This is a genomic window from Reyranella sp. CPCC 100927, assembly GCF_007859315.1.
In the GTDB taxonomy this organism is placed as follows: Bacteria; Pseudomonadota; Alphaproteobacteria; order Reyranellales; family Reyranellaceae; genus Vineibacter.
Genome location: NZ_VOHA01000006.1, coordinates 41119 through 60629 on the forward strand (window position 1 = coordinate 41119; position 19511 = coordinate 60629).

Consider the following 19511-nt stretch of genomic DNA (forward strand, 5'->3'; position numbering starts at 1 on the left):
CCGTCGATTGGCCCCATGCCCCCGGGAGCGCGGGCGTCCCGCCCGCTCACGTCAAGCGAAAGCAGAGCTTTCGCCTTGATGCGGGCCAGAGGCCCGCGCTCCCAGGGTGGCTCTAGGTTGCGGCGTCGGGTGTCGTGCGGGCGGCTTCGCGGATGCGCCGCCGCTCGCGGAACGAGTCCCATTGCTGATCGACCAGGACGCCGACCAGGATGACCGTGCCCATCACGGCGAAGTTGAGCGAGGACGGGATGCCCAGCAGGTTGACGAGGTTCTGGAGCACCTGGAGCAGGATCGTGCCGAGAATGACGCCGACGATCGAGCCCTCGCCGCCGCGCAGCGAGAAGCCGCCGAGAACCGCGGCGGCGATCGCATAGAGCTCGTAGAAGTTCGCATGCGAGGAGGGCGATACCGATCGCGTGTACATCGCGAAGAAGATGGCCGCGATGGTCGTCAGTGCGGCGCAGATCACGTAGGCCGCGATGGTCACCGCACCCGTGCGGATGCCCGAGAACTTGGCGGCTTCCTCGTTCTTGCCGACGGCGAAGAGGTAACGGCCGAACACCGAACGATGCAGCACGATCCAGGCGATCACGGCCACCACCGCCAGGACGAACACCGACGTCGGGATGCCCCAGGGCCGCGCGACGAAGAAATCGAGACCGGGATAGGTGGTGCCGAACGGAAAGCCCGCGGTGGCGTCGGCCGTATAACCCCGCGACGCACCGCGGTAGATGAGCAGGCCGCAGAGCGTCACCACGAAGGGCTGGATATGCAGCTTGGCGATCAGCAGCCCGTGGGCGAGACCCAGCAGCAGGCCGATGCCCATGACGATCGCCGCGGCCAGCGGCCAGGGCACGCCCAGCCGGCCGACCATGTCGACGAAGAGCACACCCAGCAGCGCGATCATCGAACCGACGGAGAGTTCGATGCCGCCGGTGATGATGACGAAGCCCTGGGCGATCGAAAACAGGCCGAACAGGGCAATGAGATTGGCCGTGTTGGCGAGGTTGTTGGGCGACAGGAACAGCGGGTTGAGGAGATAGACGCCAAGACCGACGACGAGGATCAGGATCAGCAGGCCCAGGTCTTTCTTGGTCACGCCTTTGCTCCCTCATCGTCGATGCCGCGGCCCACCGCGAGCATGAGCACGTTTTCCTCGCTGAACTGATCGCGCCTCAGCATCCCGGAAATGCATCCCTCGTGCATGACCGCAATGCGGTCGGAAACGCCGATCACCTCCTCCATATCGGAAGAGATCATCAGCACCGCCACGCCGGCGTCCGCCAGTCCGCGCATGAGCCGGTAGATTTCGAACTTCGCCCCGATGTCGATGCCGCGGGTCGGCTCGTCGAGAATGATCACCCGCGGATTCATCGCCAGCCACTTGGCCAGCGCCACCTTCTGCTGGTTGCCGCCCGACAGGGCGCCGGTGCGCACCGTCACGTCGGGCGTGCGGATATCGAGGTCGATCTTGCTCTGCTCGGCGCGCCGCACCTCGGCGGCCGGCGAGACGAGGCCGCCGCGCGCGTAGGCCTCGAGATTGGGCAAAGTGATGTTCTGGGCGATCGACATGTCGAGCAGGATGCCCGCCTCCTTGCGGTTCTCCGGCACGAGGAAGATGCCGTGTCCGGTGGCGCTGCGGGTGCTCGTGATGGCAAGCGGGGTGCCGTCGAGGGCGACTGACCCGCCATAGATCGGATCGATGCCGAAGATTGCCCGGGCCAGTTCGCTGCGGCCGGAGCCGACGAGCCCGGCGAGGCCCAGGATCTCGCCGCGGTGCAGATCCAGGTCGACCGGATGGTGCGGATAGGCGGCTGTGCGCAGCGCGCGCACCGACAGCGCGACCTCGCCGCGTGGCGCGCCGGGCGCGGTGTAGACCACCTTGAGGTCGCGGCCGATCATCAGCCGGACAAGCTTCTGGTAGGTGGTTTCCGCGCGCTCCAGTTCACCCGCGAGCTGACCATCGCGCAGCACGATCACGCGATCGCAGGCACGTTCTATTTCGTGAAGCCGGTGCGAGATGAAGATGGTGGCGATACCGTCGGCCTTGAGGCCGTTGATGACCTCGAGCAGCTTCTCGGTCTCGCGCAACGGCAGGCTGGATGTCGGCTCGTCGAGGATGATCAGGCGCGCATCGTAGCTCAGGGCCTTGGCGATTTCGACGATCTGCTGTTGCGCCAGCGACAGCCGGCGCACGGGGACCTCGGGGCCGAAATTCGCGCCCAGCCGCTTGAGCAGCGGCGCCACCGCCGCCCGCTGCCGTTCCGTGTCGACGAGATTGAGGATGCCGTACCGGCGCGGTTCGCGGCCGATGAAGACGTTGGCGGCTACATCGAGGTTGTCGAAGAGATTGAGTTCCTGGTGGACGAAGGCGATGCCGGCGCCGATCGACTGGCCGACCGTCAAGGCTGCGCGCGGTTCACCGTCCACGTCGATCGTGCCGCGATCGGGCGCAATGACACCGCCCAGGATCTTCATCAAGGTCGACTTGCCGGCGCCGTTTTCGCCGACCAGGCCGATGACTTCGCCGCGACGGACCTCGAGGTCCAGCCCAGCCAGCGCGACGACGCCGGGATAGGATTTCCGCACGCCGCGAAGCCGCAGGAACGGCTGCTCGGCCAGCGGTGACGGCGAGGGCGTGGTGGCGGACATGGCTTTACCTGGGAGCGCGGGCCTGTGGCCCGCATCAGGCGAAAGCGATCCTTTCGCCTGACATGAGCGGGCGGGACGCCCGCGCTCCCAGGAGTGCCTTAGCTTAGCGGGCGCTGGCGATCTTTGCCTTCAGGTCGGCCTCGAACGCCTCGACATTGGCTTTGTTGATCACTTTGGTCGGCACGATGATCAGCTTGTCCTGCGGCACGCCGGATTTGTCGCCCTCGAGATACTTCGCCATCAGCTTCATGCCCTGATAGCCCCACTCGAAAGGCTGCTGCACGACGGTCGAAGCGAACGAGCCTTGCTTTACGGCGCCCAGGGTGACCGGATCCTCGTCGAACGCCACCACGGTGATCTTGCCGAGCTTGCCGGCGGCCTGCAGGGCCTCGTAGATCTTGGGCGGGTTGTAGGAATAGAACCCGACCATGCAGTTGATTTCGGGCTTGGCCACCAGGACGTCATCGACATTGGTGCGCGCCTTGGTGAAATCCACGTCATCGCCGCGCACGTCGACCAGCTCGATGCCTTTGCCGGCGATGGCCTTCCTGAAGCCGGCGATGCGCTCCTTGGCGTTGTCGGCGCCGAGGAAGCCCACGAAGCCCATGCACTTGCCGGGCTTGCCGGCCATCGCCTTGACCATCTCTTCGCCGGCCTGCACGCCGGCATCCGTGTTGGACGAGCCGAGATAGGCGATGCGCTTGGAGTCAGGCGCGTCCGAATCCGTCGTGAAGAGCGGGATCTGGGCGGCGATGCGGTTGAAGGCGTCGATGGAGTTCTTCGGGTCGGCGGACGAGATCATGATGGCGGCGACACCTGATGTGACGAGGTCATCCATCAGCGAATTCTGCGCCGCAGCGGTGCCCTGGGCGGGGTAGCGGAACTGCAACTGGTACTTCGGCAGTTCGCCCTGCGCCTTCTTCACGCCGGCCTCGGCCAGTTTCCAGAAGTCGGAAGACGCATTCACGACAAAGGCCAGCTTCTTCTTGTCCTGGGCCAGCGCCGGTCCGCCGAGGGCCAGGCTGGCTGCAGCCGCAGCGGCCAGCAGAAATTTATAGTGCATGTTTCCTCCAGTTGTTTTCTGACAAAGCCCATCAGGTTTGATCGCGTCGCGTGATGCACTTTCAGGATGAAACGATAGCCGAGCGGGCAATGCCGGTGAAGGGATGTTGTGCCCCCGTGCGTGATCCCTGGCAGCGTCCGATGCACTGCGCATCGCCAAGATCCGTCGCGCACGATGCGAGACGCTTCAGGGTTCGACCCGGTGAATGCAGAGCATTCGCCTGTGCTCATCATGAAGTATTCAGCAGCACGCATTTTCCCGACAGGTCGCTGCTTGCGGGCGGCATCCGGCGGCGCTAATTGCTATTGCGAATGAGTTGCAAATTCTCTAAGAGCGCGGTATCGACGATCACCGGACGGTGACTGCGCGCCGGGGGTCATCGGTGTGGGATCTCCAGAAGCTTTTCATCAGACACGCACGGGAGATCGACCGCTTCCTGCGCCGCCGTGGTCATACGCCGCAGACCGCGGCTGACCTGACGCAAGACACCTTCGTCCGTGTGCTGAGCGCGGTGCCGCAGGGCACCGACGACAACCCCAGAGCTTACCTGCATCGCGTGGCGCGCAATCTGTCGGTAGACTGGCAACGGCGCGAGCGGGTGGTGGCGTATGTCGACCCCGACGCGAACGACCTCCAGCAGTTCGTCGATCCGGCGCCGTCGGCGTTCGCCGTCGTCTATGACCGCCAGCGCCTCGCGATTGTCGAGAAGGCGATGCGGGAACTGCCGGACAAGACCCGGCAGGCGTTCGAACTGCATCGGCTGGGCGACAAGACCCTGAAAGAGGTGGGGGCCGAACTGGGGCTGTCGACGTCGCGCACCTGGGCTCTGATCCGGCAGGCCTATCTGCATCTGCGCGCCCGGCTGAACGAGGACGGGGTGTAGGGATGTCTTCCTCACCACGCAGTGGGGAGGTGCCCGAAGGGCGGAGGGGAGCCGACGTGGTCCACATTACCGAGACCACGTGAGGTCCCCCTCCGGCTCAGGTACTTCGACGCAAAGCGTCGAAGTACCGAATCGGGCACCTCCCCCAGCGAAGCTGGGGGAGGAAAAACGGGGGGCTTGTTCGTTGCAGAGGGTGTAGGGCGCGTACTGTCGGGCGGCAGGCAGTGGCGTCGCCGGGCGGGAGCGGATGACCCAGGAAGAAACGCCAGACGGCGAGCGTCTGTTCGAGGAAGCGCTCGACCTTGTCATTCGGCTGCAGGACGATCCTGCCAGCCCCGTCGCGCGCGAACTGGTGCAGCGCTGGCGCGCCCGCAGTCTCGCGCATGAGGCCGCGTGGGCCGAGGTCGCCGAGATCCACGGCATGGCCGGCAAGGTCCTGGGCGACCGCACACGAGCGGCGCGGAGCCGGCGCGGCGTCTCGCGGCGGCGCGCGATCCTGGGCGGCACGTTGGCGCTGGCGGCCGTCGGTGCCGGCGCGCTCTACGGGCCGGCGCTGTTGCTACGCGCCCGGGCCGATCGCGTGACGGCAACGGCGGAACTGCAGCGCATGACACTGCCCGACGGTAGCGTGGTGACCCTGGGGCCCGAGAGCGCCCTGCGGCTGGGCTTTTCGGCGACGGTGCGGCGGGTCGAACTGCTGGCCGGCATGGCGTTCTTCGAGGTGGTGAACGATCCTGCGCGTCCGTTTCAAACGGTGCTCGACGATCTCGTCGGCAGTGCACAGGCCGCAGCCTTCGATGTCTCCCGCGACGCCGGTTACGTGACCGTCGCGGTCGACCGTGGTGTCGTCGAGGTCGCCGCATCGGCGCCGGCCCGCCGCGAGCGGCTGGCCGCCGGCGAGTGGCTGACGCTTGACGAAAGTGGGCGGACCATCGTTCGCGGCAAGCGCGATGCAGGCCAGATCGGCGCCTGGCGCGAGGGCATGATCGTGGCGGAACGCGAGACCATCGATGCCGTCGTCGCCCGCATCAGCCGCTGGCAGTCCGGGCGTGTCGTGATGGCCGATCCGCGGTTCGGTCACCGTCGCATCAGCGGCGTGTTCGACGTGAAGGACCCGGTCGCGGCGCTGGCCGCCGTCGTCGATCCGCACGGCGGCAAGGTGCGCCAGCTTTCGCCGTGGCTCACGGTGATCTCGCCAATCTGAAAAAACATCAACACGGCGGAGAAAATCCGGCAGCGCCGTTCGTTTCACGGAACAAGGGGTGGCCGTCGCGACGGGTGCGCCCACCACAAGACGAACGGGAATGGTCGGCAATGGGGCAAGCAAACGGGGCTCGCGCGCTGCGACGGGTCCGCAACGGGGTGTTCATCGCTTTGGGGGTCGTGTCAGCGAGCGTCGCATCGATGGCGGTCACGACGCGCGCGGCCCACGCCCAGTCGCAGCAGCACGTCGCCTTTGATATCCCGGCCGGGCCGCTATCGGGAGCGCTGGCCGCCTTCGGCCGCCAAGCCGGTCTTCAGGTCACCTATCTGCCCGAGATCGTCAGCGACAAGCGCACCGGCGGTGTGTCCGGCAATGCCGCGCCCAGGGATGCGCTCGATCGCCTGCTGCAGGGATCAGGATTGTCCTATCGCTTCTCCGGCGCGCGTACCATCACGATCGAACGGCTGCCGTCAGCGGCGGGTGGCCCGCAGGGAGCCATTCCGCTCGACCGCATCGATGTGCGCGGGCTCGGCGAGAGCGCCTGGGGGCCGGTCAGCGGCGTGGTGGCCAAGCGCAGTGCCTCGGCGACCAAGACCGACACGCCGCTGCTGGAGGTGCCGCAGTCGGTGACGGTGATCACCGCCGACCAGGTCGCGCGGCAAGCCGCCGAGAGCGTCGGTGAGACATTGCACTATGCCGCCGGCACGCGTGGCGACATCTACGGGTATTCGACACAGCGCGACTACGTCCGCGTCCGCGGCTTCTCGCCCAACTACTACCTGGACGGCCTGATCCTGCCGTACGGCATCACGGCCCAGGGTGGAAAGTCGGAGCCGTACGGCCTGGAGCGCATCGAGGTGTTGCGCGGGCCCTCGTCGGTGATGTTCGGGCAGAACCCGCCGGGTGGCATCATCAACATGGTCAGCAAGCGGCCCATCGACGAGGCCCGCCGGGAGGTTTTCATCCGCGGCGGCAGCCACGGCCGCGTCCAGGGCGGCTTCGACCTCACGGGTCCGATCACGGCCGACAAGACCTTGCAGTACCGCGTGGTGGGCATGGCGCGAAACGGCGGCACCGATACCCGCCACGCCGACGACGACCGCTATTACTTCGCGCCGAGCCTGTCGTGGCGGCCCAGCGAGTCGACGTCGCTCACCGTGCTGGCGCAGGTGCAGCGCGATCGGGCCGGGATCAACGAGAACTACTTTCCGGCCCTGGGCACGCTGTACCGCAACCCGCTGGGCAAAGTGTCGACCCGCCTCCATCTGGGCGAGCCGGGGTCCGACAAGCTGAAGCGGGATCAGTTTTTCATCGGCTACGAGTTCTCGCATCGCTTCGACAACGGCGTGACGTTCAAGCAGAACGCCCGTTACGCCTATGTCGATGTCTATACCGCGACGACCTTCACGCTGGGGATACAGCCGGATAATCGCACGCTCAACCGCTCCTTCAGCGTCATCAATCGCAAGCTGAAGTATCTCACGGTCGACAGCCAGGTGCTGGCCGATGTCGAGATGGGGCCCTTGACCCATCGCGTGATCGCCGGCCTGGACTGGCGTCGCGGCAGCGAGCGGGCGCTGAACGGCGGCGCCACGGCGCCCGACCTGGATATCTTCAACCCGGTCTACGGGCGGCCGTTCGGGCCGTTCGTCTATGACCAGAAGTATGTGGAGCGGGCCTGGCAGGTCGGCTTCTACGCCCAGGACCAGATTCGCTTCGACCGGTGGCTGCTGACCTTGGGCGGCCGCTTCGACTGGGCCGATACCACCAGGAAGGACTACCTGGCGTCGAGCGCCAGCACGGTGAAGGACCACGCCTTCACCGGCCGCGTCGGGCTGACCTATCTGTTCGACAACGGGCTTGCGCCGTATGTGAGCTATTCGACGTCGTTCGAGCCGGTGCTGGCCTCGGCGTCACCCGCGCGCGGCGGCACGCTGTTCAAGCCGACCACGGGCCGGCAGTTCGAGGTCGGCCTGAAATATCAGCCGACCTGGTTCAACGGCCTGTTCACGGCCGCCTATTTCGACCTGGCGCAGCGCAACGTCTCGACGACGGATCCGCAGGATGTGCGCTACAGCGTGCAGACCGGCGCCGTGCGGGTGCGCGGCATCGAGCTGGAAGCGCATGCCAACATCACGGCCGGCCTGAGCCTCATCGGCGCCTATACCTATATCGATACCGAGATCACCAAGACCAACAACCCGGCCGAGCGCGGCCGCCGGCTGCCGTCCATTCCCAAGCACCAGGCCAGTCTGTGGGCACAGTACGCCTTCCAGGAAGGCCCGCTGAGCAGCCTGACATTGGGTGGCGGGGTTCGCTATGTCGGCGCCAGCTACGGCGATGCCGCCAATCTCTGGCGTGCGCCGTCCTATACGCTCTTCGATGCCTCGCTGGGCATCGACCTCGGCAGGATCTGGCCCGAAGTGACCGGCGCCTCGTTCCAGTTGAACGCCAACAACCTGTTCGACAAGAAGACGGTCAACATCTGCTTCTATGACGCAGCCTGCGTGCTGGGCCAGCGCCGCACCGTGTCGGCGACGCTGAAGTACCGCTGGTAGGGCGCCGGAAGCGGACGTCGTCCTGACAGGCTGTGATTTTGTGAGCCCGCGCTGTCATCCCGAGCGCAGCGAGGGACCTTGCCGACCTTGGACGGCCGAGAAACCGCCGAAAGATTCCTCGCTACGCTCGGAATGACAGCTGAGCGCAGCGAAGGACGTCGGCGTTGGCGTCACTCTAGACCTTTACCGGGCCGAGGCGACCAGTTGGGGGCGGAAGGTGGTGCGCGGCGGCGGGGCGTCCTGCACGACGGCATCGGCGCTCGACACGCGCCGCGTGCCGCGGATGGCGCCGCTATGGTCCGCCGTGACCGGCGACCGCAGGCCGCCGTCGATTACTTCCGCCGCCAGGCGGTCGGCTTCCGCCTCGCAATCGTCGTCGTCATCGCCCAGCGCCACGACCTCGGCCGAGGACAGGTCCCACGAGGCGCGCCAGGAGAGCGCGGCGCCGCCGGCAGCGCGCTGCTGCAGGACGTGCACCAGTTCGTGTGCCAGCAGCCAGCGGCCCTCGGGCGCGTAGGGCTCGTACTCGCCATCGGCGAACAGGATGTCGTTGCCCAGGGTCAGTGCGCGCGCTTTCAGCGTGTTGCACAGGTGGGCGGCCACCGCTCCGGTGTGGATGCGGACGTCCTGCAGGCTGGTGCCGAACCGCGCTTCCATGTAGCGGCGCAGGGACGGCGGCATCGGCGTTTCCTCACCGAAAGCCAGCCAGAGTTTCAGCAGATCACGGGGTATCAGAACTTCGGCGTCGCTCATCGTATGCTCCCCACCACCCTCAAGGGGGTGTGCAAGGTCCGCGCCGCCCGTGCTTCGTCCTGTGACCCGCTTTGGCTTCCGCTGCAGGGCTGCTATCCTGAGGCGGTGGCCTTTGAGGGCCGGTCCGGTTGTGCCGGCGTCGCGCTCACTTCTCGAAGTGAGTGTTCGCTCATATAGATGAGTGTCCGCTCACCGTCAATCCTCCACCTGGAGGAAAGGCCTGTGGATAACTCTTCCCGGACACCGCCACCGCACACCGAAAAGGCGGGCTTTTCTCATCCCTGGGCGCGGGTACAACCGATGCGGCGCCGGCAGATGATGGCCTGCGGCCGGTAAGGGGAGCGTGCGATGGCAGGACGTCTGGAGGGCAAGGTGGCGGTGGTGACCGGTGCGGCGCCGCGCGGCGAGGGCGTGGGCAACGGCATGGCGACCGCCATCCTGTTCGCGCGCGAGGGCGCCCGGGTGGTGCTGGTCAACCGCAATGCCGAGCGCGCCGAGACACTGGCGCGGCAGATCAGGGACGAAGGCGGCGCGGCCGCGGTGTTTGCGGGCGATGTCGCCAAGCCCGAGGTCGCCGAGGCGATGGCGGCGTTCGCCGTCGACACCTACGGCCGCCTGGACATCCTGCACAACAACGTGGGCATCGGCGGCGGGGTGGGCACGCCGGAGGGCGTGGCCCTGGAGACCTGGAACAAGGTGCTGGAGGTCAACCTCACCACCACCATGCTGTGCACCAAGTATTGCCTGCCGCGGATGAAGGCCAGTGGCGGCGGCTCGGTCATCATGGTGTCGTCGATCGCCGGCGCGCTGGGCTTGATGGGCAGCGCCGGGGCTGTCGCGTACAGCACGGCGAAGGCCGGCCTGCACGGTTTCACGCTGTCGGTGGCGGCCGACTACGCCACCCAGAACATCCGCGCCAATTGCATCATCGTGGGCTCGGTGCACACGCCGATGGTGGCGGGCATGGGCGACGAAGCCCGCGAGCGGCGCAAGAACATGGTGCCGATGAAGACCGAGGGTACGGCCTGGGACGTCGCGCACGGCGCGGTGTACCTGGCATCGGACGAATCGCGCTGGGTGACGGGGATCCTGCTGCCCATCGACGGCGGCCTCGTGGCGCTGCGGCAGTGGCCGCGGTAGACGCTGCGCCGTTCAAGGACTACAGGCGCCAGACGTCGCCGACGGCCAGGCCCAGGCGGTCGATGGTTCGCCGGCTCAGGCTGCCCACAAGCCTGACATCGTGGATCGTCGGCGCGCGATGCTGCAGCGCGGCGCGCGGTTGGACGACGTCCGGTGCCTGCCGTGCCGCCGCCATGGCCTCGCGATGGTCTTCGACCGCGACGGCAAAGAGCAGCGGCTCCAGTTCACCCCGTCCGGCCTCGAGCTCGATCAGGATGACCCAGCCTGCCGCCATGCGTCGCTCTAACGAAGGCTCGTCGCGGTCACGAACTGGTGGCCAATCCACCATACCGGTTCGCGCGGAGTCCGCCCCTCACGCAGCATGGCGTAGCCGCAGGCCTTGATCACCACCTCGCTGAGCGTCGCCGTCAGAAGATCGCGGCGGTCCTTGTGCATGTCGACAAGTCTCTTGGACGTCGCCTGCATCAATTCCATCTGCTCGGAGCCGCTGTGCTGGGGCCATTGGTCGAATTGCGTCCAGCGCTGAATGATGTCCGAGCGGAAATAGCTGTCGGTGAGCTCGATCAGTGCGTCAACGGTATGTTCGGGTTTCAGCAGATGGGCGCACTGCTCGATCAGTTTCCGGGTGACCGGATGATCGGGCGCTTCTTTCCTGAAAGCGCCCAGCAGCGGGTAGAGGGCGATCTCAACGCCTTGGAATATCGAACTCGAGTTGGTCAAAATCTCCGGCGCATTGAAGACACACACCTTCACGCCATCGCTGGTCGCGCGGCGGGCGACATTCTCCAGTTCAATCTTGGCGAAGCCTTGCAGGTAGGGTGAATAGCTCTGCCAGTGATAGGCGCCCGCGACGTAGATCTCGGCACCATGATAGCCGTAGGCTACGTAGGAAACCTGGCCGCCCTTGTTGGCGACGCGATCGCGCAGGCCGGCGCTCAATTCGATCAGGTCACCGAGACTGTTCGCGGTGACGTCCATGAAGCTCATCTCGCAAAAGCGGCCGACGTCACCGCTCCAGAACTCTTGCGAAGGGACGTCGCTGCCTTTGAAGACCCGACCCATGATGGGCGCGATGATTTTCGCGCGCGGAACACCGCCGGCCATGGTGTGGGCGATCAGGACGTTGGCGCCATCGGGAATCTGTTTTTCCAGCTCGGCCAGATACTGCGTCACGCGCGCCCGAAAACTCTGACGGCCGGCGGCGCGCGCCTCTGCGACCTGCGCGAAATCGAGCGTGGCCTTGTTCCACTCGCTCAGCTTCAGGCCCTTGAGCTGGTCGCTTGGGCTCAAGCCCTGGTTCGACTTTGCCAGATCAAATCCGCACTCGAGTGGAACATTCACCACGGGCTGGTCTTTCGCAGCCAGCTCGTCGGCCGTCAGGGGGCGCAGCTGATCGTTCTCATCGCGGCGTCCCACCGTGCCGTAGATGACTTTCATCCCGGCTTTCCTGGCTTCGTCGATCAGCCCGTTGACGTAGCCGCGCGCAAACACTTCACCGAAAACGACCAGGACATCCTTCTGGCCATAGCCTGACACGGCATTGACGTCACGAAGCGGCTTGACCTGATGCACGCGCATATCCTCGATTGGAGGCGACTGGGTTGCTTCCGATTGAAGGGGAGATGCGATGAAAAGACAAGCCTGCGGGTATTCTCTCGGACTCGATCAGGTTCGGCGTTTTCGCGCGGTGATCGGCATGTCCCTGCGGCCATCGGCCAGGTCATCCAGGATCGGACACTCGGGCCGTCGATCGCCGTGACAGTGCTCGGCGAGATGCCGCAGCGTGCGGCTCATGGCCATCAGCTGGGCCGCGCGCTCTTCCAGTTCGGCGATGTGCGTGCGCGCCAGCGTCTTGACGTCGGCGCTGGCGCGGCCGTGGTCGCGCCACAGGGTCAGCAGTTCGGTGATCTGTTCCATGGAGAAGCCCAGATCGCGGGCGCGGCGGATGAAGCGCAGGGTGTGCACGTCGGCGTCGCGGTAGACGCGGTAGCCCGCTCCGGTGCGCTCGGCGCGCGGCAGCAGGCCGACGCTTTCGTAATAGCGGATCATCTTGGCCGACACGCCGGAGTCGCGGGCGGCTTCACCGATGTTCATGGCTGCTTCTTTCCTTCCGGGCGCCAGCGGCGCAGGAGCAGGGCGTTGGAGACGACGCTGACGCTGCTGGCGGCCATGGCGGCGCCGGCGATCATCGGGCTCAGCAGGCCGAAGGCGGCCAGCGGGATGCCCAGCAGGTTGTAGACGAAGGCCCAGAACAGGTTCTGGCGGATCTTGGATCGGGTGCGCCGCGCCACGGCGATGGCGTCGGCCACCAGGGCCGGGTCGCCGCGCATCAGCGTGATGCCGGCGGCGTGCATGGCAACGTCGGTGCCGGATGACATCGCGATGCCGACATCGGCGGCAGCCAGCGCCGGGGCGTCGTTCACGCCGTCGCCGACCATCGCGACGGCAACGCCATCTTCCTTCAGGTTCGTGACCAGCGACGCCTTGTCCTGCGGCAGGACCTCGGCCACGTACACGTCGATGTCGGCCCGCGCGGCGGCGATCCGGGCGCTGCCTTCGTTGTCGCCGGTCAGCATCACGGTGCGGATGCCCATGGCGCGCAGGCGCTGGACGGCGGCGCGCGTCGACGGCTTCAGCGTGTCGCCGAAGGCGATCAGGGCGAGGAGGCGGGAGCGCGGGCCTTCGGTCTGCCCAGGAGCGGGCGGGACGCCCGCGGTCCCGGGGACCTCGGCCAGGTACGAGACCGTGCGGCCTTCATCGCGCAGTTGCGCGGCGCGGGCGGCAAGCGGTGCGAGGTCGATGCCCAACTCCTGCATCAGGCGCTCGCTGCCGAGCTGCAGGGCACGGCCGTCGACGGTGGCGGCGATGCCGCGGCCGGGCAGGGCGGTGATGTCGCTCGCCGGCGATGGTGTCAGCTGTTCGGCCGCGGCCGCGGTAACCACGGCACGCGCCAGCGGGTGTTCGCTGCCGGCCTGGATGGCGGCGGCCAGCCGAAGCGCGTCGGCGCGGTCGACACCGGGCGCGGGTTCGAAAGCGACAACCGCGGGCTTGCCCTCGGTCAGGGTGCCGGTCTTGTCGAAGGCTACGACGCCGACGCCATGCGCGTGCTCCAGCGCCTCGGCGTCCTTGATCAGGATGCCGTGCCGGGCGGCGACGCCGGTGCCGGCCATGATCGCGGTCGGGGTCGCCAGACCCAGCGCGCACGGGCAGGCGATCACCAGCACCGCGACGGCGGAGATCACCGCGCGTTCGATATCGCCGGTCACGAACCACCAGCCCGCGAACGTCAGCAGCGCGATGCCGATCACGACCGGCACGAACACGGCGCTGACGCGATCGACCAGGCGCTGGATCGGCGCCTTCGCCGCCTGCGCGCTTTCAACCAGGCGCACGATGCGGGCCAGGGTCGACTCGGCACCGACCGCCGTGGTGCGCACCACGATCAGGCCGTCGCCGTTGATGGCGCCGCCGGTGACCGGGTCGCCGGCCTGCTTGGCCACCGGCACGCTCTCGCCCGTGATCAGCGATTCGTCGGCATGGGTGGCGCCCTCGGCGATGATGCCGTCGACGGCGATGCGTTCGCCCGGCCGCACGACCACGAGGTCGCCGACCGTTACGTTGCCCACCGGCACCTCGACCTCGCCGCCGTCGCGGCGCACGCGCGCCGTTTCCGGCCGCAGCGCCATCAGGGCGCGGATCGCCGCCGAGGTCTGGCGCTTGGCGCGGGCCTCGAAATACTTGCCCAGCAGCACCAGCGCGATCACCACGGCCGATGCTTCGTAGTAGAGATGCGGCATCGCCTCTGCCGGCGTGGTCAGCAGCATCCAGGTGCTGAGGCCCCAGCCGGCCGACGTGCCCAGCGCCACCAGCAGGTCCATGTTGCCGACGCCGGCGCGCAGCGCCTTGAAGGCGCCGACATAGAAGCGCCAGCCGAGGATGAACTGCACCGGCGTTGCCAGCGCGAGCTGCCACCAGCCCGGCAGCATGGCGTGGATACCCAGCGGTTCCAGCACCATGGGCACCACCAGCGGCAGCGACAGCAGGATCGCGGCGGCGGCCTGCAGCCGCGCGTGGCGGTCGGCGCGCGCCTTGGCGTCGTCGCCGGTATCGGCCGCCGGTGTCAGCGGCTTGGCGTGGTAGCCGGCGGCGTCGACGGCCTTGATCAGCGCCGGCAACGTCCGGTCGGCCGGCCCGGCGATCTCCACGCGCGCCTGCTCGGAGGCCAGGTTCACGCTGGCGCGGGTCACGCCGGGAACCGCCTGCAAGGCGCGCTCGACGCGGCCGACGCAGGAGGCGCAGGTCATGCCCTCGATCGCGAGATCGACGCTGGATGTGCCGACCTTGTAGCCCGCCGTCTCGACGGCGTGGGTCAGTTGCGCCGGCGGCAGCGTGGCGGGCGCCGTGACGGTCGCGGTTTCCGACGCGAGGTTGACGCTGACGCGCGCGACGCCGGGCACGGCTTCCAGCGCCCGCTCGACCCGCCGTACGCAGCCGGCGCAGGTCATCCCGACGATCGGCAGCTGGAGGTCGCGCAGGTCCTGGGGGGTAAGGCTCTTGTTCATGTCCCCCTAGATGGGCCTTCCCATGATGGGAAGGTCAAGGGGCATAAAGTCCGGCGTAGATGAGGGGTTTTGCGGCTGCGCTCAGACGCGCGGCGGGGCAGCACGACGCGATCCGGAGCGAGACCGAAAACCCCTCATCCGGCCGCCACGATGCGGCGCCCATCGTCTCCCGGCCCCGGGAGAGAGGAAGAAATTGTATTGAGAATGAGTATCAGTATCAATACTGTCGCGACCTCTTTCAACAAGGACCGGGGACTTTGGGGTGATGCGTTGTGGTGATGGGCGTGGTCGTCAGGTAGTTGCCAACAAAGGTCGAATTTACACAGCAGGGGCATTGAGTACGGCGCTGGCGCTGGCCGCCGCGGTCGGGGCGGGCCCTGCGGCGCGGGCCCAGCAGCAGGGCGATGGGCCGGCACCCGGCAGCACCACGCTTGATCCGGTCACGGTGCACGGCACCCGGACCGACCCGGCGCGTGGGCCGGTGCGGGGCTTCGTGGCGCCGCAGAGCGCCGCCGGCACCAAGACCAATACGAAAGTGCTGGAGACGCCGCAGTCGATCTCGGTCATCACGCGCGACCAGCTCGACGCCCAGGGCGCGCAGACCATCACCCAGGCGATGCGCTACAGCGCCGGCGTCGGCGCCGATCTCTACGGTACCGACGGGCGCTCGGACTGGTTCGTGATCCGCGGCTTCGGCGCCGACGTCTATGTCGATGGCCTGCGCCTGCCCAAGGTCAACAACACGTCGGCCAGCGGCGGCTTCGCCAATTTCCGCGTCGAGCCCTATGCGCTGGAGCGCATCGAGGTGCTGCGCGGGCCCAGCTCGGTGCTCTACGGCCGCGCCAATCCCGGCGGCGTCGTGAACCTGGTCAGCAAGGATCCGCCGTCGGAGCCGTTCTACGAGGCCAACGCCCAGGTCGGCACGCGCAGCCGGTTCCAGGGATCGTTCGATGTCGGCGGGCCGGTGACGGCCGACAAGACGCTGCTCTACCGCCTGACGGCGCTGGTGCGCGATGCCGATCTGCAGGTCAAGGGCGGTACCGACGATCGCATCGCGATCAATCCGGCGTTCACCTGGCGGCCCGACGCGCAGACCAGCCTGACGGTTCACGCGATGTACCTGCACGACAGCAACCGGCACACGGTGTCGTTCCTGCCGGCGTCGGGCACTTTGTTGTCCAACCCGTTTCGCAAGCTGCCGACCAACTTCAACGACGGCCAGCCGGGCTTCGACCGCTACAAGAAGAACGAGGCGATGCTGGGCTATCGCTTCTCGCATCAGCTCGACGATGTGTGGACGTTCCGCCAGAACCTGCGCTACGCCCACCTCGATCTCGACTATCGCACGATGTACGGCACCGGATTGCGCGCTGACCAGCGCACGCTCACGCGCTTCGGCTATCAGGCGCGGCCGTCGCTCGACAGCATCGCGGTCGACAACCAGGCGCAGGCCGCGTTCAGCACCGGCCCGGTGCGCCACACCGTGCTGATGGGGGTCGACTACCAGTGGCAGCATCTGAAGACGCGGACCTGGGGCACGGCCAGCGTGCCGACGCTGGATATCGTCAACCCGGACTACAATCAGGTGATTCCCAACCTGCCGGTGACGGGCCGCGGCACCGAAACCCAGCGGCAGCTCGGCATCTATGCCCAGGACCAGATCCGCTGGGATCGCTGGGCGCTCACCATCGGCGGGCGGCAGGACTGGACGCAGCAGGTCAACCGCAACCGGCTCAACGGCTCGGTGGTGCGCCAGGATCCCGATCACTTCAGCTGGCGCGCCGGCCTGGTCTATCTGTCGGCGATCGGGCTTGCGCCCTACATCAGCTATTCGACATCGTTCCAGCCGACATCGGGTACGACGTTCTCGGGCACGCCGTTCAAGCCCACGACCGGTCGGCAGTATGAAGCCGGCGTCAAGTTCCAGCCCACCGGCTTCAACAGCGCCGTCACGGTGTCGTTCTTTCACACCACGCAGCAGAACGTGCTGACCGCCGATCCCGATCCGACGCATCGCGGCTTCAGCGTGCAGACCGGCGCGATCCGTTCCAAGGGCATCGAGGTCGAGGGCACGCTGAGTCTCACCAACAACCTGCGCATGATCGGCTCGCTGACGCTGCAGGACGTCAAGGTGACCAAGAGCAACGGCGCCGATCTCGGCAAGCGGCCCTACGCCATCCCCCACACCATGGCATCACTGTGGGCCGACTACGCGCATCCGGTCAGCGACCGGGTGACGGTGGGCGTGGGCGGCGGCGTGCGCTATCTCGGCCGCACCGCCGGCAGCGTCGACAACAGCCTGATGGTGCCGGGGGTGACGCTGTTCGACGCCATGGCCTATGTGGATGTCGAGCGCTGGCGGCTCTCGATCAACGCCGCCAACCTGTTCGACAAGGCCTATGTCGCCTACTGCTCGGGCGGCACCGGCTGCAACTACGGCGCGCGGCGCACCGTGATCGCCAACCTGCGTTACCGGTGGTGACGTTTTCCTGGGAGCGCGGGCGTCTCGCCCGCATCGGCGTGCAGCGCCGGCATGAGCGGGCGAGACGCCCGCGCTCCCAGGAAACTAGAATCCAACCGCGGCGCCGTCACGGCGGCTCTCCGAGGCGCCGAGATAGGGGCCGCCGTCGGGGTAGCGCCAGATGATCTGGCTGGAGCCGAAATCGAAGCTGGGCCACGACGTCTTCACCACGGTGTGGCCCAGCGCCTGCAGCGCCTCGGCGGTGGTGCTGGGCATGGTGGGCTCCAGCCACAAATCGCCCGACTCGTGGATGCGCCAGCGCGGCGCGTCGATGGCAGCCTGCGGGTTCTGGCCGAAGTCGACGATGCGGGAGAGCACCTGCATGTGGCCTTGCGGCTGCATGCCGCCGCCCATCAGGCCGAAGGTCGCCAGCGGCTTGCCGTCCTTGGTGACGAAGCCGGGGATGATGGTGTGGAACGGCCGCTTGCCCGGCGCCACCACGTTGGGATGGCCGGGCTGTAGCGTGAAGCCGGCGGCGCGATTCTGCAACGCAATGCCGGTGCCGGGCACCACGACGCCGGAACCGAAACCGGCGTAGTTGGACTGGATCAGCGAGACCATCATGCCGTGCTCGTCGGCGGTGCCGAGATAGACCGTGCCGCTGAGCTTGGGGATGGTGCCGGGACCGAACTGGCCGGCCTTGCGGGTGTTGATCAGCTTGGCGCGCGACTTCAGGTACGCCTTGTCGAGCAGCTGCGCCGACGTCACGTCCATGTGCTTGGGGTCGGCGACGTAGCGGTGCACGTCGGCGAACGCCAGCTTCATCGCTTCGATGCGCAGATGCGCCACCTCCGGCCCGTCGGGCGCGAAGCCGGTGATGTCGAAGTTCTCCAGGATGCCCAGTGCCATGCAGGCGGCGATGCCCTGACCGTTGGGCGGGATCTCGTGCAGGGTCGTGCCGTGATATGAAAGACCGATGGGATCGACCCAGTCGGCCTGGTGCGCGGCCAGGTCCGATGCGCGCAGGGCGCCGCCGCCTTCGACGGCGAAGGCTTCCATCTTGGCGGCGAGCGCACCGCGGTAAAACGCTTCGCCCCCGCTTTCGGCGATCTGGCGCAAGGTCTCGGCCTGGGCCGGGAATTTCCACAGCTCACCCGGCTGCGGTGCGCGGCCGTTGGGGATGAAGGCGGCCGCCCAGCCCGGCTGGTCCTTCAGGCGCGCGACGGCGCGGTCCCATTGCTGGGCCACCATGAACGACACGCGGAAGCCGTCGGCGGCATGGCGGATCGCCGGCTCGAACAGGTCGGCGAACGGCAGCTTGCCGTACTGGCGGTGCAGCTCGACCCACAGCGAGACGCAACCCGGCACGCTCACCGAGCCCCAGCCTTCGCCGGGCATCTCGTCGAGGCCCTGGTAGCGATCGGCTGTCATCAGGGCCGGGGCACGGCCCGAGGCGTTGAGGCCGACCAGCTTGCTGCCGTCCCACAGGATGCAGAAGGCATCGCCGCCGATGCCGTTCATGGTCGGCTCGACCACGGTGAGCGTGATGGCGGTGGCAATGGCGGCGTCGGCGGCGCTGCCGCCCTTGGCCAGCATGCGCAGGCCGGCGGTGGCCGCCAGGTGCTGCGACGTGGCCACGACATTGCGGGCGAAAATCGGCAGGCGCGGCGAGGCGTAGGGGAATTGGAAACTGAACGGGGGTGTATCCACAGGACGGGATCCTTGCGCTCCAGAGGCGGCGAGACTACCGGCGGCTGTGGCCCAGGGGAAGGGATGGCCGATGCAGGGCCGGACCAGCAGATGTGAGCCCGCGGCACACCCCAGGAGGCGCGGGCCTGGGGACGACGGCGGGGCGCTGGTCCCTTGCATGTGCTATGACGATCCCGGGGCGCAGCGGGTGGGAGCGTAGCTGATGAGTAACACGGTCTTGATGGCAATCGCCGGCGTCGTCGTGCTGGTGGCGATCGTGTTGCTGGTCGTCCTGCTGCTGCGCGGCCGTTCGCGCGCCAAGGTGATCGACAGCCCGGTCCAGGCGGTACCGGCCGGACCGGCGCCTGCGCCGTCGCCCGGCGCCAGCATGACCATGGCCGCCGCCGACTCCGTCGTGCGGGCGATGGTGGCGCGCGGCGAGAAGATCGAAGCCATCAAGATGGTGCGCGAGATGACGGGCCTGGGGCTGAAGGAGGCCAAGGACTATGTCGAGGCGCTGCCCAACGCGCCCTCGATGATGACGGT

The 19511-nt window shown here is 67.5% G+C and carries 14 protein-coding genes and 1 pseudogene; 6 read left to right on the plus strand and 9 right to left on the minus strand.

The genetic code is table 11. The features are described from left to right. Positions 1-112: 112 nt before the first annotated feature. The 3 genes from FQU96_RS17895 to FQU96_RS17905 form a co-directional block, all read right to left on the minus strand. Positions 113-1099, minus strand: coding sequence for an ABC transporter permease (locus FQU96_RS17895; protein WP_146542686.1), 987 nt, complete (start codon positions 1097-1099; stop codon positions 113-115). Continuing rightward, positions 1096-2652 (minus strand): sugar ABC transporter ATP-binding protein, encoded by a 1557-nt coding sequence (locus FQU96_RS17900; RefSeq protein ID WP_146542687.1) that lies wholly within the window; start codon positions 2650-2652, stop codon positions 1096-1098. Before FQU96_RS17900 ends, FQU96_RS17895 begins: the two co-directional genes overlap by 4 nt. Before the next feature lie 103 nt (positions 2653-2755). Next, positions 2756-3715 (minus strand): sugar-binding protein, encoded by a 960-nt coding sequence (locus tag FQU96_RS17905; RefSeq protein ID WP_146542688.1) that lies wholly within the window; start codon positions 3713-3715, stop codon positions 2756-2758. A gap of 382 nt (positions 3716-4097) precedes the next feature. On the opposite strand from FQU96_RS17905, the gene FQU96_RS17910 reads away from it, so the two are divergent. From FQU96_RS17910 to FQU96_RS17920, 3 genes are all read left to right on the plus strand, one after another. Beyond that, positions 4098-4598: an RNA polymerase sigma factor gene (locus tag FQU96_RS17910; protein WP_146542689.1), complete on the plus strand. Its 501-nt coding sequence runs from the start codon at positions 4098-4100 to the stop codon at positions 4596-4598. 247 nt (positions 4599-4845) lie between these two features. Continuing rightward, positions 4846-5802: a FecR domain-containing protein gene (locus FQU96_RS17915; RefSeq protein WP_146542690.1), complete on the plus strand. Its 957-nt coding sequence runs from the start codon at positions 4846-4848 to the stop codon at positions 5800-5802. Positions 5803-6002: 200 nt separating this feature from the next. Next, positions 6003-8360 carry a TonB-dependent siderophore receptor gene (locus tag FQU96_RS17920; protein WP_178130565.1) on the plus strand — a complete coding sequence of 786 codons (2358 nt, stop codon included), beginning with the start codon at positions 6003-6005 and terminating at the stop codon, positions 8358-8360. Between the two features lie 183 nt (positions 8361-8543). Here the strand turns inward: FQU96_RS17920 and FQU96_RS17925 are convergent, their stop codons facing one another. Next, a complete protein-coding gene (locus FQU96_RS17925; protein ID WP_146542692.1) occupies positions 8544-9113 on the minus strand; it encodes a DUF4157 domain-containing protein in 570 nt (189 codons plus the stop codon). A 348-nt stretch (positions 9114-9461) separates the two neighbouring features. Between FQU96_RS17925 and FQU96_RS17930 the strand changes: the two genes are divergently transcribed. Next, the gene (locus tag FQU96_RS17930; protein ID WP_146542693.1) at positions 9462-10253 is read left to right on the plus strand and encodes an SDR family NAD(P)-dependent oxidoreductase; all 792 of its coding nucleotides are present in this window, start codon (positions 9462-9464) and stop codon (positions 10251-10253) included. A gap of 19 nt (positions 10254-10272) precedes the next feature. Here the strand turns inward: FQU96_RS17930 and FQU96_RS17935 are convergent, their stop codons facing one another. From FQU96_RS17935 to FQU96_RS17950, 4 genes are all read right to left on the minus strand, one after another. Continuing rightward, positions 10273-10527 (minus strand): hypothetical protein, encoded by a 255-nt coding sequence (locus FQU96_RS17935; RefSeq protein WP_146542694.1) that lies wholly within the window; start codon positions 10525-10527, stop codon positions 10273-10275. An 8-nt stretch (positions 10528-10535) separates the two neighbouring features. Continuing rightward, complete coding sequence (locus FQU96_RS17940; protein WP_218574763.1) at positions 10536-11825, minus strand: hypothetical protein; 1290 nt, start codon at positions 11823-11825, stop codon at positions 10536-10538. A gap of 93 nt (positions 11826-11918) precedes the next feature. Next, on the minus strand, positions 11919-12347 hold the full coding sequence (gene cueR, locus FQU96_RS17945; protein WP_146542696.1) for a Cu(I)-responsive transcriptional regulator: 429 nt from the start codon (positions 12345-12347) through the stop codon (positions 11919-11921). Beyond that, entirely contained in the window at positions 12344-14815 is a 2472-nt protein-coding gene (locus FQU96_RS17950; RefSeq protein WP_146542697.1) for a heavy metal translocating P-type ATPase, read from the minus strand. Before FQU96_RS17950 ends, cueR begins: the two co-directional genes overlap by 4 nt. 334 nt (positions 14816-15149) lie before the next feature. Between FQU96_RS17950 and FQU96_RS17955 the strand changes: the two genes are divergently transcribed. After that, entirely contained in the window at positions 15150-17297 is a 2148-nt protein-coding gene (locus FQU96_RS17955; RefSeq protein ID WP_178130566.1) for a TonB-dependent siderophore receptor, read from the plus strand. A gap of 84 nt (positions 17298-17381) precedes the next feature. On the opposite strand, the gene FQU96_RS17960 is transcribed toward FQU96_RS17955, so the two are convergent. Beyond that, a complete protein-coding gene (locus FQU96_RS17960; RefSeq protein WP_255468398.1) occupies positions 17382-18986 on the minus strand; it encodes a gamma-glutamyltransferase family protein in 1605 nt (534 codons plus the stop codon). 421 nt (positions 18987-19407) lie between these two features. On the opposite strand from FQU96_RS17960, the pseudogene FQU96_RS43155 reads away from it, so the two are divergent. Next, positions 19408-19494, plus strand: a pseudogene (locus FQU96_RS43155) (ribosomal protein L7/L12); the annotation flags it as partial. Positions 19495-19511 lie beyond the last annotated feature (17 nt).